This window comes from Sporomusa sp. 246TCP1 (assembly GCF_057319775.1).
Genome location: NZ_CM170492.1, coordinates 2,945,436 through 2,968,401 on the forward strand (window position 1 = coordinate 2,945,436; position 22,966 = coordinate 2,968,401).

Genomic DNA, 22,966 nt, shown 5'->3' on the forward strand with positions numbered 1-22,966 from the left:
GCTTCCATGCTTTAAATTTCACTGTCATTTTTTGAATCAATTTTATATATTATTTTCAAGCACCCACAAGTAACAAATATGCCAGCTACTAACCAAAACGCTAAAAATGGCAGCCCTAAAACCATAGGATAAATCGTATTAACAAATGGGATCATGCCAACAATCCAAATAAACGGAATCAATGTTAAGACTATTTTTAATGTAGCCATGCTTCTTTTACCTCCTTTCATAAAAATAGAGACTCCCCCGTATGAAGTCTCAGCTTTGAGGCAATTTTATGTATTATTTTATTATAATATATAATTATTTACTTTTCAACAGTATAGGTAATGCAGCCAGGGCATGTTCATGAAAAAAGTTTAGGGTTAAAAATAACAAATTCCATATACGCCAAATCCAATGAACAACGATAGCGTTTTCTCTGAATGGACATCTTAGATTCGTCCAATTTTAATAAATTAGCAGATAATCTCCGTAGTTAAGACAGATTTACCGCTTCCATATTCAACCGTGTTAACCATTGATCCTCACGAAAACCCACATCTAGTACCCAGTGTAGATTATTTTCGATTCCCCAATGGGAGCAAGAGGTTTGAGCAATTTCTTCTACACTTCCTTGGGCGCTCGTGATATAAAGGCGAATTTCTGTGGGTGTTTCGATATCAATAAGCCAGCCCATTGATTCTTATTTTGAAACCACTCCAAATTACGAAATAAGTAATAATGGCGTTCTTCTATCCGACCATGTCCCTTTTCAATGGTGCGGTACATTTCATATTGGTCTTTTTCCAGCGGATCTTGGAGGATAGACTGCGCATATTCAAGAAACTCTCGGTGCATTGTTTCTTGATTTCCTTTGAGCCCAATAAGATAATCCGCTTTCTTTTCGTTTACGATTTTTTTAACCAGTTCTTTCTGACATCCCATGGCATCCATTGTGACGATAGCACCCTTTATATCCAATAAATCTAACAACTCAGGAATAGCAGTAATTTCGTTACTTTTAGCTTGAGTATTCACCTGTGCTAAAGAAATTTTATTTTCACTACACCAAGCACCGACCATATATATTAATCCTTTTCTTCCTTCATTATGGTAGGTGCCGGCAAGTGCCTTACCATCTATAGCAACTACCCGTCCTTTACTAACCACTTCAACATGAGACATGATTTGAGAAAACAATACAGCAAACGCTTTAGGCTGCATGATTTGCAAAACTCGTGCAAAGGTCAAACGGCTTGGAATACCGTTTTCGAGGGATAAAAATCCTTGTAACCACTCTATTCTTGCTACTGCAAAATCATAGATTTCACATACTTTTTCAGTAAAGATATTAGTTATTCATAAATAAGCCCCTCCTTATTAAACCCCATTAAATGTTTTACTTTATAGCAGTTTTCCGGCGATGTCAGCATCTCTAGCAAAGTAAACGCCACATTCAAAGCAGTGGATGGACAAGAAGATGTTATTATATTTTTATCGATCACCATTAATTGGTCAACTATTTCCACTCCGTAAGACGCTAATTGATCTTGTCGATAACCATTATTTAGATGATATGTAGTTCCTTTGCGCCCCTTCAGTACGCCGCTTCTGCCTATCGGTAAAGCTCCAACGCATATGGAGGCGATGATTTTGTTTGCCCGGTCAAATTCACGAATAACAGAAAGAAATTCATCGCTGAAAGCATCGGTGTAAAAGCCGGCTTCCTCAAAACCGCCGGGAATAGCCAGTGCGTCAAACATATTCACGTCAACTTCCGAAAGCAACATTTCGGGAATAACGGTGAAATTCCAGGTACACTTCAATTCCTTGCGGCCGCCGCAGGTTATTACCTCAGTGCAGCCGTCACCCTTCTGCTTATTCCAGCCCAGTACATCCGTAAAGACGCTGGCTTCATAGGCTTCAAAACCGTTTGACAGCAAAAGCAACACTTTTTTTGTTTTCATCAGATCACCACCTAATTTTCTATAGCAGTTTCTTGTGATTTATCTTATCATAGACGTAACAAATGATAAAATTGAATAATTAGAATGTAACATTCGAAATTACTGAACCAAGGATGATGATCATGGAACTTCGACAACTCAAAACATTTGTAACTATCGCAAAACAGGGAAGCTTTGTGCAGGCGGCAGATGCGCTGGGATATGCTCAGTCAACCATAACAACCCACATTCAGAATCTGGAAAACGAGATGGGAGTAAGACTGTTTGAACGGCTTGGACATCGCATATGTCTGACTGCTCAGGGAGAAGCTTTGCTGCCATATGCTGAACAAGTAATCAAGCTTACTTCGGAAGCTGCGAAAGTGATTGCCAATCCCGATGTTCCGCAAGGCGCTTTGACCATCGGAACTAATGAATCGTTAGGAACTTATCGCTTGCCAGCATTGCTTCAAGCGTATCGAAAGGCTTATCCCAAAGTAGAAATGGTCCTGAAGTTTGTAAACTGCGATGCAATTTATGACGATATTCGCAATAACAGAATCGATGTTGGGGTAATTATTAATAACAAGGTTTGGGAGTATGATCTTATTGCAGAAGATATTTCCCGCGAACAAATGCTGTTCCTGGCAGCTCCAAACCACCCACTGGCTCAGAAGGAAAGGTTAGACCGTATGACTTGGCCGAAACATGCGTAATACTCACTGAAGCGGGTTGCAGCTATCGTTTAACGCTGGAAAAATTCCTCAAGGATTTTAGGACAACTCCGCAATCCATCCTCGAAGCCAACAGTATCGAAACAATAAAGCAACTTATCATGCTTGGTTTGGGAATTCTATGTTGCCTCGTTTTACGGTAGAGAAAGAATTAGCTGAAGGGCAAATACAGCCTCTCCGATGGGACGAGCCTATTCCTAACTACTTTTTTGCCAAAAATATGGCCGCAAGTTCCGCAGATAACTATCCCAAAGCTTGGCGCGTTTTTCGCGGTTCTAAAATTTTATTCATGTGTTGTTCCCCCTATTTCAATAAGTTCAATCTTGTTACTCTTGATGCGGTGCGCCTTGCGGCTGGGCTTCTGATTCTTGTTTTTCCTTTGGCAATTTGCGGCGCAGGGCGTTGTTGCGTTCAAGTTTTCTAAAGACCTTACGTCATTAGAGCTTAAAAAACCATTTTGAATTCCGACAGCGTAACCTTGCATTCGCGACACATAATCGCCTCGCAAAAGCCCTTCCACTATAAAGCCAACGTAGTACTTACTTTTTTCACTGTCACTCAATAAGGCTTTATTAATAGACTGCTCTAACCGCACTAACCAAGGCCTAATCGTGTAAACTACAAAACTAATGAGTAGTTTGGTTTTCTAGTGATTCTCCTTGAGCTTCACTTGCTGTTGATACCCTTGCATAAGCACATACTCGTTTGCGTTTTAGTTCAGGTGGTTTGATTGGTTCGATGATTCTAACTCGCATAAGGCTACTCCCTTCTATCAATTCTAGTACCATTCATCACTCTCAGAGCCGATAAAGTCAAGTGATAGAAGGATTCTTCAATACCTTAAGCATTATCTTTAGCAATGGTCGAATTAAAATCACATAGTCATCACACTGATTGGGCCATCTCAGCAATCACTGAATACTTGTTCCGTATACTTTCAAGCAGTTCTTTAATACTTGGCAAATCGTTTTTTACTCCCATATGCTTCTCGATAATTCTCAACTCTTTCTTATTCCAAACATAAATGTCAAAGTCAGCTCGAATCGTTTTTCCCCCGGATATTTCTATGTCATAATCTCCCAAATCACAGTAAACACAGTTCTCTAAATCAATAATCATAGCCCTATAAGGCTTTCCAAGATAATCTAACAATCTCTTTTTACCTGCTGATAATTTTTTCATTTTATTCTCCTAACTATATTTTAATTTGTAAGTCGGTTTGTTAAATAGTTTCTCATATATTTCTGGGCAATCGTCACTATTATAAAGGTTAGCACCGAAGTCGGCGCTATAGATCTCGCCTCCGTTTATACCTAATCCTATAATTCCAGTTTTGTTTTCGTTCATCGACAGCAGCGTAGCCAGCTACCTGCATTGCACCTTTAAATTGACCGTTATATACATAATGTCCGGTGTCCAGTTGAAAGTGATGTTTTAGGCCATAACTAGAGTAATCGTAATTTGCTGTCTTTCTGGGCGATAGGTTCTCTTCAATCCATTTTGATAAACTTTCTTTTACCTAACCGGATAGTTCTTCATAGGTTTCTGGGTAATCCAGTCTTGAATATTGTTGATTTATCATTCTTTTCCTCCTAGATGCTTTATATTTAAATACTCAGCTTATGCTGAAAATAGCGGTCGCCAATCTTCTGAAAAACGGTAGCCTTTTATTACACGAAGTTTTGTTATGCCCTTTACTGTGCCACTTTTACTGAGCATGTTCTTGCTTCGTAGTTCTACAAAGAAGTTATCTCTATTTTCACAACCGTAGCCGCAGGCTTTACACCACTGCTCATAAACTTGGTATGTACTATTGGCGGTGATATTTTCCTCTGCTTCTTCTAAGCATTCCGCGATGAACTTTCCTAATTTATCCTTTTCACGCCGATACTCAGCTGTTGCAGCTACCACATCGGGCGGCGGTTTTAAGCCTTCAGTGTAATATCCTCGTAGCCCCTCTAGGCACCAGTTTAAAATACCGCTTAAGTTCTCACTCTCCCTCAGCTTGTCTTTCAATGTTTTATCTTGTTCTTCTTTAAAGTGTCGATCAAAGGTAATTACCTTAATCCTTCCGCTTGAGAACAAAGTATCATCTTGTATCAATGGCAGATAGTTTGTATTCAAAAATAGCTTGAATTCAGGAATAAATTCAAACTCCCGTTCGTGTAAATGTCTAGCCACAATGCTGTCCCTGCCCAATATCCAAAGCATCCTGAAGGCTCTCTCTTTGCCAATTCGATCTTACCACCCGGAAACTCCCACTTACTATTTAACTCTGGTGGAAACGTTCGTCTGGCAATTGGAACCATTAATCCGAACATGTTTAAAATTGCCGGTAAACCAAACCGAGCGATGACCCCAGAAGTCAAACTAGCTCCTGTCTGGGTCGACCGAAAAAACGACTACAGGCGTCATAAAGAAAAACAAAAAATCCGTCGTTATTCCGATGAATATGGAATGCGGCGGATTTTTTGTTTTTCCATTGCTTACGCAATTCATCAAAACGAAGTAATTTCCTGACTATCAATTGGGCAGCATTGATGTTATAGCTTGACTGCACAAATTGGATCGTTTATCACACTTTTCCGAATGCCGTCCACCAACCCCAAACCTTGCAGAAGGCAAAAAGATACCCAGCTTAGTGCTGGGCCAAAGAAAGTGAACTAAATTTGACATCTAAATTATATATCTTCATGGTTGTATTATCAATCATGCTAAACTTTTTCAAACTTTATCTTTTATTCCAATTCATATTACTTTTAGCTCTTGTTATATTGGCACTGGCTGTTTCTCGTGCCTTTTTTAATACTACTGCGTATGAGTCGGTCTACGTAAAACCCGGAGATACCGTTTGACAAATTGCTGCTAGATACACTACAGATAAAGACGCCGTTCGGGAAGCCATTTATGAGATTCGTCGGATAAATAAATTGGATAATAACGCAAGTGTTTACCTTGGGCAAGCTTTGAAAGTGCCGGCAATCATAAGTAATGATTTATTAGCAAAAATAAGATATCTACCAGAAAACACACAGCATCCCTGTATTTCTATGTCTCACAGATACCATTAGCCGTCTAACACGGCTATTTATTTTTGTCAAAAGCAGGAATTTAATGTTATTTTGTGGTATTACAATCGGCGTTGTTGGGTCTAGCGCAATATTACAACCACTTTATGGAAAAACAAGATACCATTACCCTAGTGCCTTGGAGCCATTAGTTAATGTTGTATCTTCGTCAGTAATGATAATTTCGCTTTCTGACCAGCCATGGGGAAATTTGAATGAGTTAATCAGTTACGCCAAAGAACATCCAGGTGAAATTAAGGTTGGTCATTCAGGTTGGTCATTCAGGATTAAGTACGACAGTACATATCACCGAAGAATTATTTGCCAAGGAAGCCGGTATTACTATTAAACAAGTGCCATTCAAGGGTGAGTCGGAAGCCATTGCGGCTCTCTTAGGCGGGCATGTACAGCTTAATGGCGTGTTTAGTCCACTGGCTATAAAAGAGCACGTACAAAATGGTACAATCAGAATACTGGGGGTGGCCAATGAGAATAGATTGACTCTACCAGGCTTTGAGTATGTGCCAACCTTCAAGGAACAGGGAATCAATATTGCTTTCAACTTTTGGAATGGAATTGCAGCGCCTAAGGAAATGCCGCTAGCAGAAAAGACTAGGCTTACAGCAGGGCTAAGTAAAATGATCAATGACCCTGAATTCAAAGAGAATATGGAGAAACTGGGAATGTCAGTCCAGTATATGGGGCCTGAGGATTTTAGTGACAGATGGATAGCTGATAATAAAAAACTATCGAAACTAGTAAAAGAGACCGGAATTGCAGAACTTATTGCGGCTCAGAAAACTAATCGTTGGCGTGAAGAAATATAATCTATCTGCTTAAAAAATGTGAGCACCGCAAAATAGTAGCCATAATGAATTGGCTATTACTTTGCGGTGTCTTTATTTTTTGTTGTATTATTGTTGGGCAAAATATTTGTTACCGATATCTCCATCCTCCGCAAATCAGGAAGCGTCACCTGGATTATATGGATTATACTTGTCTTCCTTTGTACCCGTGAGTTACACTCGCGATAATCGGCAAAACGAATTAGTGAAATTTCGTTGTCAGGCGGAACCGTCCCCGTTGGCATCGAGTAGAAGTTATTGAACGGCTTTGTATTACTCTGTAAATACCCACTCACGTTCAATAGTGCTGTTTCCCATGAATAATTCGTCGAATATGCCAAAATCAATTGTAGATATAGGTAAAATATTAACTCAGATATTTTTTTGTACATTTAGAATTTAGTAACATTATGTATACGCTCGACTATTATATAGTATTAAAATTAATAATTCGCAAAAGGTGATGAAAAATAATGGAGCGTCATTTGACATTAGTCCCTCAAAACCCTGTCCTGCAAACCAACGAATCCCCTACTCGTTATATAGCTTTTCAAAACCATAAAACCTGGATAGAGCATATATTGCCCAAAAAAATTAAAGGCTTTGAATGGGCTATTTATTATGAGCCGTATCTAAATACAGTTCATTCAAATACAATGGATGCAATTTTAATTGAAATTTTATATCACGAAGACAATTTTAAGTTAACTTGCTTTGCTGCGGCTCGAGAAAAAGACCGCAAAGAATTTTTAGTAGAAGAGATACATGAAACGTATGAACAAGCCCGATGTGCTAGTTATCAGCTACTTAAAAAAGCACAACACTTTGTAACCTCATCAACACCAAATCCCAACAAAAAATTGTTTTCCTGAAAAATATTACAGAGTAGCAAATTCCCTGCCCTTGGCGACGGCTGACTTGTAATAACATTTATATCGCTTGCAATGGCCTTCTTTAATGTGGCTCCCGCACAGTCAATAGTTATAACCATTTTTTCCGGACTAGTTTTACTTGGAAATTCCATTGTTGCTCTAAACTCACCATTTATTTTTTTGGCGTATTCATTATAGCAATTGGCTGCCTGCCGATGTGGCGGCTGCGCATTCTCATCATTTGTCGGTATAGGAAGAGAAGGGACAAAATAAAACAGAGCCAGTGGAAGAAGTTAAATGGTTATTAGAGCAAGGAGGCGGCGGTGGAATTCTTGTCTCAAAGATTGCAGCAAATTCAATATTTTTAACATGAGAAATAATCTGCCAATCATCCTTTCGGATGTAATTCTTCCCATCGCAGTAAACGTAATCGTACATTCTGCTTATGTCATATATGCAGTCCGGCTTTATTTTTCCTGTTGCCTTAATTATCCCCGCTGCAATAGAATGACTTCCACCACCTACCCAAGCAATCCCCATTGGCAGCCATAGTGTTACTCTGTGATTTGAACAATCTTGCTTCCACTCTCCCATAGGTCTCTTTCTACCTATATTGACTATACTGTTAATTGAACGCTCACGGTTCCAAGGCCACGGTAGTACTAAATCTCTCCCTAACACGACTTCTCTGTTCGAACTTTCAACGCGTTCAATTACATCAAAGGCAGTTTTTCCATCCGTCGTTATTTTGTCATGCGGGTAATGATTTTTGCCTGACCGGTTGCATATTTTACATTCTATGGGTATAATATAAGAAAAGGACTGACGTGCTCGACACACGTCAGCCCCACAGGCTGTCTAACCGGAAAACGGTTAGACCAAATTCGTGTTATTTAAGAAATAACCGCCGTCTTGAGCAGGGGCGGTTATTTCTTTTTGGTCGTGATCAATACCATGAGAGTGGCAAATGCAACCGCAAATGTCAATGCCTCGTAGATACTCATCCTACCACCCCCTTCCTGAAAAGGAAGGGGCTAACCGTCCCCCGAGCAGCCTGTACACTTAGTATAGCATATTCTACCAGAGCAAAAAAGAATTTTTATTGTCCCTAACCTTGCTCCGATACAGTGCCGCCTTCCAACCGTGGGCGGTTTTTTCATTTCTCCCACCGCGCAGTTCGCGGCTCCCTTGCTGCCGGCAGGCCCGTTTGCACGGGGCGCGGCGGCGCGGGTTTGGCTGCCGTGGCCGGTGCGCTTCCCTGCCCAGGCAGACTATGGCAAACAAAGCAGGCTTACGATGTGCGGCCACGCGGGTTTCATGGCTGCTCATGGTAAGCCGTTTATTGGGCTGTAGGCACCGGACTGCCGCTTCCCCCTCCCGTTTATTCGTCGGGAGGGGGTCAGGGGGTGGGTTCCCTAAAGCGTAACCGGGCCGTCTGGTGCCGCCGTCTGATTGCCTCCCGGCTAGTGAAGGGCCCTGCCGTGGCGGCGTCCCCCCCAATTTGTTCGGCCGCTCCTTAGCGGGGGGTTTGGGGGGTAGTCCTTCCCGTTAGGGCGCCCGGACGGGCGCGGCCGCGGCAGGGAACGAACGGTTGTTACCACCCAGCCAGGCGAGTGGCCGCAGGTGGCCCGGTGGAGCGGTTGGTTACCCGTCGTTCTCTCCGGGCTTCGTGCTTTGTTTTTCGTTCCCGGCGGTCGGCGGGACGCCCGGCTGGGTCGGCCGGTGGTTTTGCGGCCGGGCCGGTTGGAGTGTCCTGCCGAGGCCCCGCGCAGCGTGCGGGGCCAGCCGACGTAGCCCCCGGCAGGTCTGGGTGCGAGAAAAAGGAGCGTCCTGGCCTGCTACCTCTGCAGAATGACAACTGCCACCCAGCAGGATACGACTCTAAGCGGCAGCGGTGGCTGAACGAGAGCGGATGAGGAGAGTGGAGCAACGCGGAACGCCGCAAGGAGCGGACGGTCAGCCATAGAGTGGTATCCGTTGTATTGGGCACTGAGCGGAGCAGCCCGAGGACGGCAGGCGGAGGGCTGAGGCACGAAGGCCGGAGCGCCGCCCGCAGGGATGCGGAGCGGGCCACGAATAAACCCCAGGCTGGTTTAAATAAAACCATCTGGGGTTTATATTTTATAGGGCATTCGTGATCACAGCTATCCTACGAGAAGGTCATAGCCTGATTTTGAAGACGTCGGGCTGACTTTTTATTACACAGCGGGAGCGATTTCTCTGCCGTTATACGGCCCGTTCCGTCATAATTGTATTAACTCCCAAGAATACGACAGGCGGGTCTCATCCTTTAGGCTTTCCGCCAACCGTATTTTGCCTGGCTTGCCCAGGCAGGCCAACCTGATTCAATCCTGGCTGCAAAGCTGCCTTGTCCTCAGTATACTTACGATATATTTCCGTCTTTTCTCCTGGAGACAACAAGTAATCTATCGTAACGGCAATCACGACAATACAGATTAAACTCAATATCCAGCGAGTACCGGCAAACACAGGTCCTAAGTATTGTGTCTCAAACAAGAACATCGGAATTTTTAAGGTTGCCCAGGAGCCAATGAAAATCATGACATTGTAAAAACTGGCTCCTTTTTTCATCATGACCGCCGCGACGGGAAACGCACCATACAGCGGGCCCGCGGCAGCCGCGCCTAAAAACGTCGCCAGTCCCATGCCCGCGACTCCTGAATCCGGCCCTAAATGGGCAACTACTTTTTCCCGTGGCACCCACACATCCATAAGACCCAATAAAATAAAAATCGGCGGAATAAAACTTAACATCTCGATAAAACTTTCTTGGGTGCGGTGCACAATTTCCCTGCCCATCGTTTGGTCATAGATGTATACCATGATATCCGCCGCCAAGAAGACCAGAACCCATTTATATCGCATGAGCCAGCTCATAACGTCATCACCTGCCCCAGAACATAAGCTACCACAAAGGCAAAGACAAAACTCATGCCATTTCGCAATAGCATTGTCTTGGTGTTGAAAAATTGCCGCTCCAGCGGAGCCGTCACCACACCCACCATCATGAGCGTGGAGACAAAAACAGCCACCTGCTGAATCCCCGCCCCCATGTCCAGAACGGCTTTAGCCAGCGGGAAGGCAATAAACCCGGGTATCAACGTGATGGACCCAATGATACTGACCATCAGCATGCCATAAAAACCGCTGTCCTGCCCTAACATGGCCGTTACCGTTGCCGGTGAAATCACAGTAAGTAAAATGCCAATCAAGAGTAAAACGATGGCAAAGGCGGGAAGAATGTTTTCAAATGCCTTCCATGCTTTTTTCAATCCCTGCCGCGTTTTGGACTTGTCTTTCGAATAGGACCATACCAGCGCGCCGATGGCCAGCGCGTAAGAAATCACTACATCCATGGATGCCACTCCTTTATCAGGTTTTGTTGCCGCACTGGTTGACGAAATAGCTTTTCCGGCATTTCATTCAACCAGCGTTTGTCTCTCGACAACAAATTTTCTATTTAAACGTAACGATTAGTGGCCGCAGCAACCGCCGCCATGGCTATATCCATGACCATGGTGATGCCCGCCGCAGGCATGTTTAACTCCGGTTTCGTCAACCTTCATTTTGCTCATGCTACCGCATTGCGGACAGGCAAGTTCGTAGCCGTGCTTGCCTCCCTCGGTGCAAGGCGCAACCTCCCAGGTATGCCCGCAGTCCCGACACTCAAATACCCGATTTTTCACCATGTAACTTCCCCCTTCTATTAAAATCGTTCACCCTTGTACCAAGGCCATGGCAATTTTCGCCCTGGCCGATTGTAAAATCCGCTGGAAGTTGGCCTGCGAAATATTCATCACAGCCGCGCAGGCTGCTTGATCCAGTTCCTCTAAATCCTTCAGACGCACCGCTTCCAGTTCTTCCACGCCAACAACCACTGGTTGCGCGTCTGATTTGCATTCTGGCGTAAATCGTCTGCACTGCGGCTCCTGGTCTACCCATCCACAGCAACATCGTCTCGGCATGTAGCCACCTCCAAGTGAGCATATGCTCACTATTACTATATTCCCCTGTTACGAAAAAAGCAATCCGCACAGCGTATGAAAAAATAGATTTCACACTTTTTTTACATTTGAGTCATACTTCCGCCACCGCTTTCCAGTATAATGAGGATAACAATCACCACAAAGGAGGCATTCTCATGCGGGAACAGACCATCTTAATTGTCGATGATGATGAAAAAATCAGAGAGATATTAGCCCTGTATTTTACCAAAGAAAACTTTACCGTCGAGGAGGCAGCGGACGGTGTGGAAGCCATTCGCAAAGTAGAGCAATTAAAACCCAGCATGATTCTGTTAGATATTATGATGCCGGTACTTGATGGTATCGAAGTGTGCCGACAAATCCGCAAATTTTCCCGTGTGCCCATCATCATGCTTACGGCCCGCGCCGAAGATGACGACCGGATTATGGGACTGGAATTAGGGGCTGACGACTATGTAACCAAGCCCTTCAACCCGCGCGAAGTGGTGGCCCGGGTCAACGCCGTGCTGCGGCGGGCGCCGGATACCGAATTTACCAAAGCCGATGTTTTGCGCTTTTCCAATCTGGAAGTCAACATTAATGAACATACCATTACTACCTTTGGCCAAACTGTCCCGCTAACCTCGAAAGAAATGGAACTGTTATGGTGTCTGGCTTCTCACCCCGGACGGACTTTCTCCCGGGAAATGCTGCTGGAAAAAGTATGGGGCTACACCTACTGCGGCGAAACTCGCACGGTAGACAGCCATATTAAGCGCCTGCGGCAAAAGCTGGGCACGAAAGAAACCACTCCCTGGGATATTCAAACAGCTTGGGGAGTCGGTTATCGTTTCGAGGTACGACCATGAAACACTCCTTGCAACTCAAACTATTATTCAGTTTTATGCTGGTCATCATCGTCTTAGTAGGCGGCGTCCTCTTGGGGGTATCGGCCCTCATCAAAGAGCAAACCTTGGCAGCCAAGCAGCAAGAGCTTACGGCCAAGGGAACAGAGCTGGCCGGCACCCTAAAGAATTTCCACGCGGAAAACGGCAGTTTTACTGGCCTGGACACTTTTTTGTCCAATGCCGACAGCTACCTGGACGCGCGGATATGGGTACTGGACGCATCCCGTCACGTGGTGAACATGTCCGGCATGGGTATGGGGCGGGGCCCCGGCTGGCGCATGAACGGCGGTCCTGGGTTGGGCAGCCCCAGACAGCCCGGCATGGGATTTCAGTCCCAAGGCGGCATATACGCCATTATCAACGAACTGGACCCGGTATTTGTTGACGGCAAAACTTGGACAAAAACATTCGACAACCCATATTACGGTGAAAAAATGCTGGTCGTTGCCGTTCCCATCACCCTGGCGAACGGCCAGGTGGGCGGCGCCGTGCTGCTGCATGCGCCGGTGGCCGGCATCAACGCCTTCATGCAGCACCTTTACTACTATATCGGCGGAGCGGGCCTCCTGGCCATCCTATTAGCTCTCTTGGTGGTCAACTATCTCACCCGCAATATCGTGCGCCCGCTCAAAGCCATGCAGGAAACAGCCGGCGCCATGGCGCGGGGTGATTATAATACCCTGGTCAAGGTGGAAACCAGCGATGAGGTGGGTCGTCTGGGCTTGGCGCTCAATTCTCTGGCCGGGGATTTAGCCAGTTATCTTGCTGAACTCAATAAAATGGAAAAACTGCGTCGTGATTTCGTGGCCAATGTTTCCCATGAACTCAGGACACCGCTGACCATTATCCGGAGCTATAACGAAGCGCTATTGGACGGGACGGTTGACGAACCCGCGCAAATCAAAAAACACCACCGGCTGATGCGGGACGAAACAGTGCGGCTGGAACGCCTCATCAATGATTTGCTGGATTTAAGCCGACTGCAGTCGGCTAAGGCTGCCGCCGATAAAGAAAAAATACCACTGGCGGCAGTAGCCGACAGTGTGGTGCATATGCTTAAACAACAAGCAGAGCAAAAGGGAATTCACCTAGTGGCCAATACCAAAGAACCACTCCCTGCTATTCGGGCCAACGGCGACCGGATTACCCAGCTCTTATTAATCCTGTTGGATAATGCCATAAAATACACCCCGTCCGGCGGGACGGTAACCCTCACAACTTTTGCCGAGGGTGACACCGCCGGGGTAGAAGTTGCCGACACCGGCACCGGGATTCCGTCCAAAGATTTGCCCTACATCTGGGAACGATTTTACAAAGTGGATAAATCCCATTGCCGGGACGATAGCGGCACCGGCCTGGGACTAGCCATTGCCAACCAAATTATTGAGTTGCATCAGGCGGCGGTGACAGTCACCAGCCAGGTTGGTCAAGGCACCACTGTCACGATTCGTTTTCCCATAGTATAGTGGCAAAAGCTAACTCCATAAGGAGATGATTGATTTTGAAAGCCACTGTTGTACCATCCCCCCCTGCCATGTCGGGTTATGGCCCTTCACTGTGGCAATTATTTGTTGTGTATCTTAAAGTTGGCCTAACCGGGTTTGGTCCGGCGCTGGCTGCTGAAACCAAAAAGCATCTGGTAAAGAACCGTAAGTGGATTAGCGAAGAAGATTTTATTAACGGCTTGGCTCTGGCACAGCTCCTGCCGGGTGCAACCTGGGTATCGCTCACCGTCTATGCCGGCTACAAAATACGGGGTATAGTCGGGGCCTTAACTTACTTCTTTGCCTTCCTTTTACCGCCATTCGGCCTTATGCTGTTGCTTTCTTACCTATACTTTACCTACGATTCAGTACCGGATGTCGATACCTTATTTAAAGGCATAGCGGTGGTAGTGGCTGGTCTTGTTGCCCACGCAGTCATCGAAATCGGTAAATCGGCGGTAACTGACTGGAAAGGATTAGGTATTGCATTAGCCGCGGTTAGCATTATGCTGTATCGCGCCAACATTTTTGCATTATTGCTTTTCTCTGCTTTCGCCGGCATGCTGGTTTACTATCAATCCCTAAAGAGCCAGGCTGCTTCAATGGAAAATGTACAGCCGAATGCTGGAGTGATGGGTATTCCCATCAGACAGATTATAGTGCTTGCCGCTGTGTTGGTGGCTATCGCTTTCAGTGCTTCTGGGCAGCCTGTCTTATTGCAACTTGCCTCAGTATTTTTCCGTATGGGGGCATTGCTCTTCGGCGGGGGATTTTCCATGATCCCCTTCATTCAACAGGAAGTTGTAGTAACACATTATCACTGGTTAACTCTGGATGAGTTCGTGATAGGCATCGCGCTTGGGCAGGTTACCCCGGGACCGGTCCTCATCACGGCGACATTCGTCGGCTATAAGGTGGCCGCTGTCAGCGGAGCTATTGCAGCGACACTGGGGATTTTTTCGCCGTCCTTATTTTTGATTATGGTAACGGCTGAAGTTCATCAACAAATCAGGAACAACACCTGGGTGAAATCAGCCATCAAGGGAATCGTCGCAGCTTTTGCTGGCATGATGCTGGTTGTGGCTATAGACCTAGCGCGGTATTCTTTAGTTAATCCATTGTCAATCGTTATCGCTTTGGTGACTTTCGGGGCGTTGCGGCTCGGCAAGCTAGACACAGTTTGGGTTGTCATCGGCGGAACGATGGTTTATTGGCTCTTGAGCATGTATTGATGGCCGCGCTCTTAAGGCCAAGCCTAACACACTTTTTTCCCTGACAGGGATATAATTAGGAATAGGGGTAACATAATAAAAAACAGGGGGTAATCGAATGCACCATCAAGAGTTTTCCGGGTTGAACAGCGGTTTTGGTGGGTTAATCGTACTCGCCATTGTTGTTTGTGCTGTACTTTTAGTGATAGCATTAATACGCCGTAATGCTACAGACAATGATATAGCGATACGCGACGGCTTAACTAGTCAAGAACTGTTACAACGAAGATTGGACAGTGAAGAAATTACTGCTGCTGAATACGAATCTATGCAAAAAGAAATAAATGTACAGCCTGATTGCCTGGAACTATTAAATCGTCGCTATGCCCAAGGTCTTATTACCGCTGCCGAGTATGAACGTACCAGAAAAGAAATATTCTCACTAATTAATAGCTATTTTTAACAATACTTTTACTACCTAACAGTATCTAAATCTAAAAATAAAATGATGAATAGCAAAAATAGCATTATGGCGGAAAAGCCGGAATTTCCATACGCAGGAAATTCCGGCTTTTCCTATTCTGTTTTTTGCTGGTGACATTTCATAAAGTATGGTATACGAAATTCATATTATATGGCGAACCCCCCCATAGCGTCAGTACTCTGATATCCTTGTTGGTCAAAGCATATTTCACACTTTTGTTACACTTTCTCCATACTTTTGCCTTACTTATTGTTTAAACTAAAATCAGTTGGAAAAAACCAACCGATTAATCAATACAAGGAGGTAAAACGTATGAAAAAATCCCTTCTCATCGCGGTAGTCGGTCTGTTGGTGCTCGCCTTTGCCGCTTCCATGGTATATGCCGCAACTCCGACCAACGTACCGCCCTTCGCCCGCAACCAGGTGAATCTGACTGACGCCCAGAAGCAGGAACTGGCTCCCCTGTTTAATCAAATGACTGACCTCAGAAAGCAAATGTTTGAAGTTCGTAAACAAGTCATCCAAAAACAGGTCGAATTCGGCAACCTGACCCAAGAGCAGGCTGACCAGCGTATCGCCTGGATGAAAGACCGTCTGGAAAACAACGCAGGTCCTGGCATGATGGACCGAGGCCCTGGTATGAGGCGCGGCGGCCCTGGCCCCATGTGGCAGCAACAATCAAACAATAAGTAGCGAATGACAAAAGCATCTTGCCGTCAGCAAGATGCTTTTGTCATTCGCTATATAATACTGAATAATTTCACACTTATTTCACATTTGTAGCACAGTTTCGCCTAACTTTTCTACTATACTTTTCCTCAGGAGGTCTGCACATGGTCAAACTGTTCGTCTTATTTATGGAACTTCTATTCCTCGCTACCCTAAACCCCCGGTAGTGTTTCCTCCTAATTATTATCGTTGAGGTGATGAATCTTGAAATCCTTGTTAACAAAGTGGAAACACCCGATTATCGCAATTTGCGTTCTGGCCCTAGTTGGCAGTGCCGGCTGGTTTCTGTACACCAAAGGACCGCTCGGTCCACCGAAAGTAACCGTTGCCAAAGCTCACAAAGAAAATCTAAAACCCGCCGTGTTCGGCATCGGCACCGTGGAAGCCCGCCTATCCTATACTGTCGGACCTACTCAAGCCGGCCGGCTGCTGTCCGCACTGGCCGACCACGGTGACCTTGTAAAAGCCGGACAGGTACTGGGCGAAATTGACCCGGTAGACCTGGACCAGAAACTGCAGTCTGCTTCCGCCGCCGTAGCGAAAGCGCAAAGTGCAATGGCAGTGAGTGAAGCGCAGATACGGGATACATACAGCCGTAATGCCTTGGCCCAGACCAACGCCAAGCGCTATAGCGACTTATTGGCAGCCCAGGCGATTAGCGCCGAGCTGACTGACTCCAAGCAAAACGAAGCCAATGCCGCCCAAGCTGCCTATGACTCCGCCCAGGCTTCACTAGCAGCGGCGCAAAAAGAAGTAGAACGGGCAGTATCTGACCAAAATGCCATAGCGAGTCAACGCACCAACTTACAACTGATTAGCCCGGTTAACGGCATCATCGTATCCCGGGACGCCGAGCCAGGCACAACGGTCGTCGCCGGGCAGTCGGTATTTCACCTGGTAGACCCAGCAACCTTATGGGTACGAACCCGCATTGACCAATCCCGGTTTTACGGGATTGCCATCGGCCAACCGGCCAGCATTGTTCTCCGGTCCCGCCAGGATGCTCCTCTTGTTGGTAAAGTAGCGCGCCTGGAAGTCCAGGGCGATAATGTAACCGAAGAACGGTTTGTTGATGTCGCATTCAGCGATTTGGCCGGCCTGATTCCCCTCGGTGAGTTAGCTGAGGTCACCATTGACCTACCCCCTGTTGCCGATACACTCGTTGTGCCCACCGCCGCTGTCAAACGCCTCAATAAACAAAATGGCGTATGGATAGTGGAAAATGATCGTCTGCGCTTTCAGCCGGTTACGGTCGGCACACAGACACTGGACGGCCAAACCCAAATTATTGACGGATTAAATCCGGGTGATGCCGTGGTGGTCTACAGCCCGAAACAACTGGCCGAAGGTATGAGCGTCCGGGTGGAGAAAAAGTCATGATTAATTTAGCCGTAAAAGAAATATCCCATAGCTGGGTTCGTTATGTACTAACGGCAGTCGGCCTGGGCCTGTTAATCGGCGTGACTCTAACCATGACCGGTCTGGTGCGCGGCATGATGGACGATGCTCTTGCCCTCATCCATGGTACTCACGCCGATCTGTGGGTGGTACAGGATGATACCATGGGGCCTTACGCCGAATCTTCCACCCTCTATGATGATGTGTACCGCAGCATCGCCGGTCTGCCCGGTGTGGCCGAAGTCAGCAATGTGGCCTATCTGACAGTCCAAGTGCGATATGGTGACAAAGACGTGCGGGCGATGGTGGCCGGGTTTGAACATGATAAGCCCGGTGAGCCGCCTTATCTGGTAGCTGGCCGTCCCATCAGCAAATCCCGCTATGAAGCTATCGCCGACACCAAGACCGGCTTCAAAGTCGGTGATAAAATTGGCATCCGCCGCAACGAATATACCGTTGTCGGCTTGACCGATCGCATGGTATCCTCCGGCGGTGATCCGGTGGTCTTTATCACCATGCAGGATGCACAGGAAGTGCAGTTCCAAAAAGATAACACCTCCATCTATAATGACCGCAACCGCCTTGCCGCCGACCCTCAGCTCAACCGTCCCGGCGTGCCCGGTCTCCTGCAGGCGGTTACCGAATCCCAGCAATCCAATCACAAAGTAAACGCCGTACTCGTCCGGGTAGCCCCTGGCTACGACCCGTCCATTGTGGCTGACACCATCCGGCGTTGGAAGCACTTTGAAGTCTACACCTTTGCCCAAATGGAACAAATTCTCCTCGTTAAGGTGATCTCGAACGCACTCAGACAACTGGGCATATTTATGGTTATTCTGGCCATCGTCAGCACAGCCATTATCGCCCTCATTATTTACACCATGACCATGGGCAAAATTAAAGAAATCGCTGTACTAAAACTCATTGGCGCCAAAAACCGGATTATTGCCGGCATGATCTTGCAGCAAGCCTGGGGGTTGGGCCTCATTGGTTTTGCTGTAGGCAAAACAACCGCTACCCTGTGGGCACCGCTGTTTCCCAAACATATTGAATTTGTGCTGACCGATAGCATTGTCGCCTTTATCCTTACGCTCTTGATTTGCACCCTGGCCAGCATTATCGGCATCCGGGCCGCGCTCAAAGTCCAGCCGGCTTCGGCGATAGGAGGATGATACTATGACAACTGAGCATTCCACTCCTTCTTTAGCCATCCGTATGGACAATGTGGTCAAGACCTATGGTTCCGGCTCCACCGCCGTCCATGCCGTCAAAGGCGTCAATCTCGAAGTCTCTCCCGGCGAAGTCGTCGGCCTACTAGGTCCCAGCGGTTCAGGCAAAACCACGTTACTCCAGTGCCTGGGCGCAGTCATTGACCCGACCAGCGGTAAAATTGTCCTGGGAGGAGAAGTCATCTATGACAACGGCTGGCTTGTAGACGATCTCAGAGCACTCCGGCGGGATAAAATCGGCTTTATCTTCCAAGCCCCCTATCTCATCCCCTTTATTTCGGTGCTGGACAACGTGGCGCTCCTGCCCATGCTGGCCGGTCTCTCTAATGCCAAAGCCCGGGAACGGGCCAGGGAACTGTTGACCGCGCTGGAAGTTGACCATCGTTCTCATGCGAAACCGTCCGAACTGTCGGGGGGTGAGCAGCAACGCGTGGCCATCGCCCGCGCCCTGGCCAATAGGCCGCCCTTTATCCTGGCTGATGAGCCGACGGCTCCTTTAGATAGCGAGCGGTCCCTCATTGTCATGAGAATACTAACCAGGCTGGCCGAACAATACCAGACCGCCATTATTGTGGTCACCCATGATGACATCATCATCCCCCGCTTTAAACGGCTGTACCGCCTGCGCGACGGCATTGCCCATGAAGAGCAGGGGCAAGGATTACCATTTCCAGACTAACGCAGGCAAACAGGAGGAATCCATATGGATAATCATAATATAGGGAAACGAAGCAAGTTGCTAAGCAGTATCATCATCTGCTTTTTCCTCATGACCCAGGCGGCCTGGGCCGCGCCGCTTGAACTCACTCTGACTGACAGCATCCGGCTGGCCCTGCAAAATAACTATACCATCAAAATGACGCTTTCTGACCGGCAGGCGGCTTATGGAAAAATTGCCGAAAATCAGGCAGGCGCATCGCCTACATTAAACTACGCCCATACCACAGCCCGCCTGCTGCCCGCTCCCACCGATAACAAACCAACCCCCACGGTCAAGGATAACTTTGACAATAAGCTGACCTTGAGCTATCCTCTCTATACCGGTGGTCGGGTGGAGGGACTGGTCAGCCAACAACTGGTCGGTCAATCTAGTATTAGGCTTCAATATCTTTGATTCAGGCCTCACAAACGCCAAAACGATTCAAGCCGAAGCCAACCTGCAAAAAACCTATGACCAGCAGCACCAAACGCTGGATACCATTCAACTGGAACTGCAGCAGGCCTATCTGGGGCTGCGGGAGGCCGAAAAACGGATTGAAACCAGTCAAGTGACCGTAACCAAAGCGGAAGACGACTATAAAATCTCCCTGGTCCGTTACTCCGCCGGAGTTGGCACTAACCTAGACTTACTCGATTCCCAGGTTGCTTTAACCCAGGCTAAAACCAACTATGTCCAGGCCTTATACGACTACAATACCAGTAAAGCCAAACTGGATAAAGCAATGGGATTGCCGGCTCTATAATATAACCCCGTACACGAAAAGCACGCCGCTTGGCGTGCTTTCAGTGTTCCATCCTTATCCATTACAGATAGCGATATAATCCCATATTTCAACGATTATTTTCTCAGCCCCAGCCAAATCGCTCCTGCTGCCAGCAGCCCTGTAACGCCGCCAAACCAAAAAGGCGCGGCCGCGCCGAAGGCTTCCCAGAGAAAGCCGGCAATTACCGACGCTGGCAGCAGCGCTGCGCCCACTACCAGCGCATGCAGGCCGTACACCGAAGCTTTTTGCCTGCTGGGCGCGATATCGGCCAGCAGCGCCTTTTCATTCCCTTCGGTCAGACCGATATACAGGCCATAGACGCCGAACAGGGTAATCAGCGCCCAGGAACTTTGGGCCATCGCAAATCCCATATAGACCAGTCCATACACCAAATAGCCGGCAACCAGCAACGCTCGTCGCCCCACCCGGTCGGATAAGAGCCCCGCCGGGTAAGAAATCAGTAAATAGGTGACATTCATCAGCAAATACAGCAAGATGACCTGCGCGGCGTCAAACCCGACCGTACCGGCCCGCACCAGCAAAAACTGATTCGAAGAATTGCCCAGATTGAAAAGAAAACTGACAATAATAAAATACTTGAGCCGGCTGTCCAGTTCCCGCCAGGAAAACGTCAGATTCTTTGCCGTCTGTACCGTACTTTTCCCGGCATCACTGACCAAAAATAAGAGTAATACGCCAATCACGGCAGGAACAACCGACAGCCAAAAGACAGTAATATAATTGCCATTGTACTGGGTAAACAGCCAATATGCCAACCCAATGCCGATGACCGCACCAGCCGTGTCCATGGCCCGGTGCAAGCCAAACGCCTTGCCGCGGCTTTGGTCATCGCAGGCGTCGGCAATGAGCGCATCGCGCGGCGCGGTGCGGATACCTTTGCCAAACCGGTCGCCGACCCGCGCCCACAAAATTCCCGTCCAACTGGCGGCCACGACAAACAGTACTTTTCCCACCGCCGACAGGCCATAGCCAACAATCGCCAAGGGCTTTCGCTTTTCCAGCCGATCGGCCAGCCGCCCGGAACCGATTTTAAGCAAACTGGCCAGGCTTTCGGCAATACCTTCGATGATGCCCAGGGCGGCGGGCGACGCCCCCAAAACGGCGGTCAGATAGAGCGGCACCAGCGGATAAATCATTTCGCTGGATATATCGGTAAACAGACTGACTAACCCTAACAGAATAATATTCTTATGCATGCGCTGCCCCATCCTCTCCTGCATAGCCTGCCCCTTAAAACCACATCAGGTCCGCAGGGTCGCAATCAGCCGCTTGGGCTTTAAGAGTAGCCGGATGGCGTCCGCCGGCGACCGCACCACAATGTTGCCCGCCGCCAGCACGCTGGTGCTGACACCTTCCGGGCCCAGCACGCAAATTTTCAGCCCGGCAATAAAAAACATCGGCTGATCGTTGACGCCATTGCCGACAACCACGGTATGCTCGGCGCCCCACTCCTGGACGCGCCGGGCTTTTTCCGTGCCATCCTGCTCAGCCTCCAATACAATCAGTTCCACCCCCGGCACCGTTGCCATTTCCTGACGCACCAGTCCAAAAGTATCCGCCGTTATCACCACCACATGCGTCTTGGCCGCCAGCTCGACCAGCAACACCATCCTCAGCTAACGTTCCGTTATAATCAAACACAACGTGACGAAATTCATACTGTCTACCGCCATTGGGTAATTGTACAGAAATCACGGTCTCCACTCCCCTTTATTCCTATAATCGTTCGCTATTAGAACAATTTGACGAGACCAATTCCCAGCCAGGTAGCAAAAAAACCGACCAAGACATTAAGCCCGACATTATAAAAAGCCTGCATGACATTCGCTTCCTCCAAAAGATGCAGCGTTTCATAACTAAACGACGAAAAGGTGGTCAGCCCACCCAAAAATCCCACGGCAACCAAAAGCCGCCAATAGGGGCTGACACTCAAACGTTCGGTAGTCAGCGCCATAAACAATCCAATAATGAAACACCCCACGACATTAACCAGCAACGTCCCCATCGGAAACTCTGTACCAAAACGCGCTGCCACCCAGTTAGACGTCAAAAACCGGGTAGTTGCGCCAAGCCCGCCGCCAACCGCTACTAAGATGATTTCTAACATATCGTTTCACCCCGCTTGCCCAAATTATCTATCCACTATTTTCAACGTTTGGGCGGTTTATTGCCATATTTGATGACTTCAACATCATCAATTGTCACAAGTCCATTTTCCAGCATTTCATCCAAATAAGGCAACAATTTCGCTATATATTCCTCACTGTCAACAATCTCAACAAGTATAGGCAAGTCACTTGACAGATCTACAATGCTTGCTGTATGAATACGTTTATCAGCTCCATATCCTACCAGACCTCGAAATACGGTTGCTCCCGCCATATCCAGCTCTTTGGCTTTTTCTACGATAGCGTGATACATCGAACGCCGTTTCCAATGGTCACTTTCCCCTATATAAATCCGTAATCGTTTGGCTTGACTTGCAATTTTGGGCACAAAGACTCCTCCTTCAACTTTGATATTCAAATCTACCACTATTTACGTTCTCGCTGCAAGACCAATACTGTAGACCAGAGTAACAGCGT

At 47.3% G+C, this 22,966-nt stretch carries 30 protein-coding genes and 1 pseudogene; 14 read left to right on the plus strand and 17 right to left on the minus strand.

What is annotated here, in order from left to right; genetic code table 11:
- Positions 1-11 precede the first annotated feature (11 nt).
- From AC1ECB_RS13715 to AC1ECB_RS13725, 3 genes are all read right to left on the minus strand, one after another.
- Entirely contained in the window at positions 12-209 is a 198-nt protein-coding gene (locus AC1ECB_RS13715) for a DUF3311 domain-containing protein (RefSeq protein ID WP_485669192.1), read from the minus strand.
- 397 nt (positions 210-606) lie between these two features.
- Positions 607-1,341 carry an ISAs1 family transposase gene (locus tag AC1ECB_RS13720; RefSeq protein WP_485669342.1) on the minus strand — a complete coding sequence of 245 codons (735 nt, stop codon included), beginning with the start codon at positions 1,339-1,341 and terminating at the stop codon, positions 607-609.
- Positions 1,338-1,949 carry a DJ-1/PfpI family protein gene (locus tag AC1ECB_RS13725; protein ID WP_485669193.1) on the minus strand — a complete coding sequence of 204 codons (612 nt, stop codon included), beginning with the start codon at positions 1,947-1,949 and terminating at the stop codon, positions 1,338-1,340. Before AC1ECB_RS13725 ends, AC1ECB_RS13720 begins: the two co-directional genes overlap by 4 nt.
- A 122-nt stretch (positions 1,950-2,071) precedes the next feature.
- Here AC1ECB_RS13725 and AC1ECB_RS13730 point away from each other — a divergent pair.
- Positions 2,072-2,805, plus strand: a pseudogene (locus tag AC1ECB_RS13730) (LysR family transcriptional regulator).
- 140 nt (positions 2,806-2,945) lie between these two features.
- On the opposite strand, the gene AC1ECB_RS13735 reads toward AC1ECB_RS13730, so the two are convergent.
- The 4 genes from AC1ECB_RS13735 to AC1ECB_RS13750 all read right to left on the minus strand — a co-directional run bounded on the left by AC1ECB_RS13735 (position 2,946) and on the right by AC1ECB_RS13750 (position 4,843).
- A complete protein-coding gene (locus tag AC1ECB_RS13735) occupies positions 2,946-3,257 on the minus strand; it encodes a phage portal protein (RefSeq protein ID WP_485669194.1) in 312 nt (103 codons plus the stop codon).
- 31 nt (positions 3,258-3,288) lie between these two features.
- The gene (locus AC1ECB_RS13740; protein ID WP_485669195.1) at positions 3,289-3,417 is read right to left on the minus strand and encodes a hypothetical protein; all 129 of its coding nucleotides are present in this window, start codon (positions 3,415-3,417) and stop codon (positions 3,289-3,291) included.
- A gap of 130 nt (positions 3,418-3,547) precedes the next feature.
- Complete coding sequence (locus AC1ECB_RS13745) at positions 3,548-3,844, minus strand: hypothetical protein (RefSeq protein WP_485669196.1); 297 nt, start codon at positions 3,842-3,844, stop codon at positions 3,548-3,550.
- A 438-nt stretch (positions 3,845-4,282) separates the two neighbouring features.
- Positions 4,283-4,843: a primase-like DNA-binding domain-containing protein gene (locus AC1ECB_RS13750; protein WP_485669197.1), complete on the minus strand. Its 561-nt coding sequence runs from the start codon at positions 4,841-4,843 to the stop codon at positions 4,283-4,285.
- Between the two features lie 933 nt (positions 4,844-5,776).
- On the opposite strand from AC1ECB_RS13750, the gene AC1ECB_RS13755 reads away from it, so the two are divergent.
- From AC1ECB_RS13755 to AC1ECB_RS13765, 3 genes are all read left to right on the plus strand, one after another.
- Entirely contained in the window at positions 5,777-6,079 is a 303-nt protein-coding gene (locus AC1ECB_RS13755) for a tripartite tricarboxylate transporter substrate-binding protein (RefSeq protein WP_485669198.1), read from the plus strand.
- Positions 5,991-6,557 (plus strand): tripartite tricarboxylate transporter substrate-binding protein, encoded by a 567-nt coding sequence (locus AC1ECB_RS13760; protein WP_485669199.1) that lies wholly within the window; start codon positions 5,991-5,993, stop codon positions 6,555-6,557. Before AC1ECB_RS13755 ends, AC1ECB_RS13760 begins: the two co-directional genes overlap by 89 nt.
- A gap of 491 nt (positions 6,558-7,048) precedes the next feature.
- The gene (locus AC1ECB_RS13765; RefSeq protein ID WP_485669200.1) at positions 7,049-7,447 is read left to right on the plus strand and encodes a hypothetical protein; all 399 of its coding nucleotides are present in this window, start codon (positions 7,049-7,051) and stop codon (positions 7,445-7,447) included.
- 237 nt (positions 7,448-7,684) lie between these two features.
- Here the strand turns inward: AC1ECB_RS13765 and AC1ECB_RS13770 are convergent, their stop codons facing one another.
- From AC1ECB_RS13770 to AC1ECB_RS13790, 5 genes are all read right to left on the minus strand, one after another.
- Entirely contained in the window at positions 7,685-8,287 is a 603-nt protein-coding gene (locus AC1ECB_RS13770; protein ID WP_485669201.1) for a DUF6710 family protein, read from the minus strand.
- Between the two features lie 1,443 nt (positions 8,288-9,730).
- Complete coding sequence (locus tag AC1ECB_RS13775; protein ID WP_485669202.1) at positions 9,731-10,345, minus strand: permease; 615 nt, start codon at positions 10,343-10,345, stop codon at positions 9,731-9,733.
- Positions 10,342-10,824: a permease gene (locus tag AC1ECB_RS13780; protein WP_485669203.1), complete on the minus strand. Its 483-nt coding sequence runs from the start codon at positions 10,822-10,824 to the stop codon at positions 10,342-10,344. The genes AC1ECB_RS13775 and AC1ECB_RS13780 overlap by 4 nt, the downstream gene beginning before the upstream one ends.
- Before the next feature lie 117 nt (positions 10,825-10,941).
- Positions 10,942-11,157: a hypothetical protein gene (locus AC1ECB_RS13785; protein ID WP_485669204.1), complete on the minus strand. Its 216-nt coding sequence runs from the start codon at positions 11,155-11,157 to the stop codon at positions 10,942-10,944.
- A 27-nt stretch (positions 11,158-11,184) separates the two neighbouring features.
- A complete protein-coding gene (locus AC1ECB_RS13790; RefSeq protein WP_485669205.1) occupies positions 11,185-11,433 on the minus strand; it encodes a DUF134 domain-containing protein in 249 nt (82 codons plus the stop codon).
- A 176-nt stretch (positions 11,434-11,609) separates the two neighbouring features.
- On the opposite strand from AC1ECB_RS13790, the gene AC1ECB_RS13795 reads away from it, so the two are divergent.
- The 10 genes from AC1ECB_RS13795 to AC1ECB_RS13840 all read left to right on the plus strand — a co-directional run bounded on the left by AC1ECB_RS13795 (position 11,610) and on the right by AC1ECB_RS13840 (position 20,339).
- Positions 11,610-12,302 (plus strand): response regulator transcription factor, encoded by a 693-nt coding sequence (locus tag AC1ECB_RS13795; RefSeq protein WP_485669206.1) that lies wholly within the window; start codon positions 11,610-11,612, stop codon positions 12,300-12,302.
- Complete coding sequence (locus AC1ECB_RS13800; protein ID WP_485669207.1) at positions 12,299-13,807, plus strand: HAMP domain-containing sensor histidine kinase; 1,509 nt, start codon at positions 12,299-12,301, stop codon at positions 13,805-13,807. The genes AC1ECB_RS13795 and AC1ECB_RS13800 overlap by 4 nt, the downstream gene beginning before the upstream one ends.
- A 68-nt stretch (positions 13,808-13,875) precedes the next feature.
- Positions 13,876-15,057, plus strand: a complete 1,182-nt coding sequence (gene chrA, locus AC1ECB_RS13805) for a chromate efflux transporter (protein ID WP_485669343.1) — start codon at positions 13,876-13,878, stop codon at positions 15,055-15,057.
- A gap of 97 nt (positions 15,058-15,154) precedes the next feature.
- A complete protein-coding gene (locus AC1ECB_RS13810) occupies positions 15,155-15,499 on the plus strand; it encodes an SHOCT domain-containing protein (protein WP_485669208.1) in 345 nt (114 codons plus the stop codon).
- 333 nt (positions 15,500-15,832) lie between these two features.
- Complete coding sequence (locus AC1ECB_RS13815) at positions 15,833-16,213, plus strand: DUF2680 domain-containing protein (RefSeq protein WP_485669209.1); 381 nt, start codon at positions 15,833-15,835, stop codon at positions 16,211-16,213.
- A 249-nt stretch (positions 16,214-16,462) separates the two neighbouring features.
- Positions 16,463-17,629: an efflux RND transporter periplasmic adaptor subunit gene (locus AC1ECB_RS13820; RefSeq protein ID WP_485669210.1), complete on the plus strand. Its 1,167-nt coding sequence runs from the start codon at positions 16,463-16,465 to the stop codon at positions 17,627-17,629.
- Positions 17,626-18,819 carry an ABC transporter permease gene (locus AC1ECB_RS13825; RefSeq protein ID WP_485669211.1) on the plus strand — a complete coding sequence of 398 codons (1,194 nt, stop codon included), beginning with the start codon at positions 17,626-17,628 and terminating at the stop codon, positions 18,817-18,819. Before AC1ECB_RS13820 ends, AC1ECB_RS13825 begins: the two co-directional genes overlap by 4 nt.
- A gap of 4 nt (positions 18,820-18,823) precedes the next feature.
- Positions 18,824-19,555 (plus strand): ABC transporter ATP-binding protein, encoded by a 732-nt coding sequence (locus AC1ECB_RS13830; protein ID WP_485669212.1) that lies wholly within the window; start codon positions 18,824-18,826, stop codon positions 19,553-19,555.
- A 24-nt stretch (positions 19,556-19,579) separates the two neighbouring features.
- On the plus strand, positions 19,580-19,990 hold the full coding sequence (locus tag AC1ECB_RS13835; RefSeq protein ID WP_485669213.1) for a hypothetical protein: 411 nt from the start codon (positions 19,580-19,582) through the stop codon (positions 19,988-19,990).
- Positions 19,920-20,339 (plus strand): TolC family protein, encoded by a 420-nt coding sequence (locus tag AC1ECB_RS13840; protein ID WP_485669214.1) that lies wholly within the window; start codon positions 19,920-19,922, stop codon positions 20,337-20,339. Before AC1ECB_RS13835 ends, AC1ECB_RS13840 begins: the two co-directional genes overlap by 71 nt.
- A gap of 95 nt (positions 20,340-20,434) precedes the next feature.
- Here the strand turns inward: AC1ECB_RS13840 and AC1ECB_RS13845 are convergent, their stop codons facing one another.
- The 5 genes from AC1ECB_RS13845 to AC1ECB_RS13865 are packed head-to-tail and all read right to left on the minus strand — an operon-like array spanning position 20,435 to position 22,877.
- Positions 20,435-21,577, minus strand: coding sequence for an MFS transporter (locus tag AC1ECB_RS13845; protein WP_485669215.1), 1,143 nt, complete (start codon positions 21,575-21,577; stop codon positions 20,435-20,437).
- 45 nt (positions 21,578-21,622) lie between these two features.
- Positions 21,623-21,910 (minus strand): hypothetical protein, encoded by a 288-nt coding sequence (locus tag AC1ECB_RS13850; RefSeq protein WP_485669216.1) that lies wholly within the window; start codon positions 21,908-21,910, stop codon positions 21,623-21,625.
- Entirely contained in the window at positions 21,867-22,076 is a 210-nt protein-coding gene (locus tag AC1ECB_RS13855) for a hypothetical protein (RefSeq protein ID WP_485669217.1), read from the minus strand. The genes AC1ECB_RS13850 and AC1ECB_RS13855 overlap by 44 nt, the downstream gene beginning before the upstream one ends.
- Before the next feature lie 37 nt (positions 22,077-22,113).
- On the minus strand, positions 22,114-22,488 hold the full coding sequence (gene crcB, locus AC1ECB_RS13860) for a fluoride efflux transporter CrcB (protein ID WP_485669218.1): 375 nt from the start codon (positions 22,486-22,488) through the stop codon (positions 22,114-22,116).
- Between the two features lie 41 nt (positions 22,489-22,529).
- On the minus strand, positions 22,530-22,877 hold the full coding sequence (locus AC1ECB_RS13865) for a DUF190 domain-containing protein (RefSeq protein WP_485669219.1): 348 nt from the start codon (positions 22,875-22,877) through the stop codon (positions 22,530-22,532).
- Between the last annotated feature and the right edge of the window lie 89 nt (positions 22,878-22,966).

Coding starts and splice junctions, on each gene's coding strand:
- crcB (WP_485669218.1), bottom strand. CDS start 22,488: ATGTTAGAAATCATCTTAGTAGCGGTTGGCGGCGGGCTTGGCGCAACT.
- AC1ECB_RS13835 (WP_485669213.1), top strand. CDS start 19,580: ATGGATAATCATAATATAGGGAAACGAAGCAAGTTGCTAAGCAGTATC.
- chrA (WP_485669343.1), top strand. CDS start 13,876: ATGTCGGGTTATGGCCCTTCACTGTGGCAATTATTTGTTGTGTATCTT.
- AC1ECB_RS13740 (WP_485669195.1), bottom strand. CDS start 3,417: ATGCGAGTTAGAATCATCGAACCAATCAAACCACCTGAACTAAAACGC.
- AC1ECB_RS13845 (WP_485669215.1), bottom strand. CDS start 21,577: ATGCATAAGAATATTATTCTGTTAGGGTTAGTCAGTCTGTTTACCGAT.
- AC1ECB_RS13775 (WP_485669202.1), bottom strand. CDS start 10,345: ATGAGCTGGCTCATGCGATATAAATGGGTTCTGGTCTTCTTGGCGGCG.
- AC1ECB_RS13810 (WP_485669208.1), top strand. CDS start 15,155: ATGCACCATCAAGAGTTTTCCGGGTTGAACAGCGGTTTTGGTGGGTTA.
- AC1ECB_RS13745 (WP_485669196.1), bottom strand. CDS start 3,844: ATGAAAAAATTATCAGCAGGTAAAAAGAGATTGTTAGATTATCTTGGA.
- AC1ECB_RS13765 (WP_485669200.1), top strand. CDS start 7,049: ATGGAGCGTCATTTGACATTAGTCCCTCAAAACCCTGTCCTGCAAACC.
- AC1ECB_RS13800 (WP_485669207.1), top strand. CDS start 12,299: ATGAAACACTCCTTGCAACTCAAACTATTATTCAGTTTTATGCTGGTC.
- AC1ECB_RS13825 (WP_485669211.1), top strand. CDS start 17,626: ATGATTAATTTAGCCGTAAAAGAAATATCCCATAGCTGGGTTCGTTAT.
- AC1ECB_RS13815 (WP_485669209.1), top strand. CDS start 15,833: ATGAAAAAATCCCTTCTCATCGCGGTAGTCGGTCTGTTGGTGCTCGCC.
- AC1ECB_RS13830 (WP_485669212.1), top strand. CDS start 18,824: ATGACAACTGAGCATTCCACTCCTTCTTTAGCCATCCGTATGGACAAT.
- AC1ECB_RS13715 (WP_485669192.1), bottom strand. CDS start 209: ATGGCTACATTAAAAATAGTCTTAACATTGATTCCGTTTATTTGGATT.
- AC1ECB_RS13725 (WP_485669193.1), bottom strand. CDS start 1,949: ATGAAAACAAAAAAAGTGTTGCTTTTGCTGTCAAACGGTTTTGAAGCC.
- AC1ECB_RS13795 (WP_485669206.1), top strand. CDS start 11,610: ATGCGGGAACAGACCATCTTAATTGTCGATGATGATGAAAAAATCAGA.
- AC1ECB_RS13785 (WP_485669204.1), bottom strand. CDS start 11,157: ATGGTGAAAAATCGGGTATTTGAGTGTCGGGACTGCGGGCATACCTGG.
- AC1ECB_RS13780 (WP_485669203.1), bottom strand. CDS start 10,824: ATGGATGTAGTGATTTCTTACGCGCTGGCCATCGGCGCGCTGGTATGG.
- AC1ECB_RS13850 (WP_485669216.1), bottom strand. CDS start 21,910: ATGGCAACGGTGCCGGGGGTGGAACTGATTGTATTGGAGGCTGAGCAG.
- AC1ECB_RS13790 (WP_485669205.1), bottom strand. CDS start 11,433: ATGCCGAGACGATGTTGCTGTGGATGGGTAGACCAGGAGCCGCAGTGC.
- AC1ECB_RS13755 (WP_485669198.1), top strand. CDS start 5,777: ATGTTATTTTGTGGTATTACAATCGGCGTTGTTGGGTCTAGCGCAATA.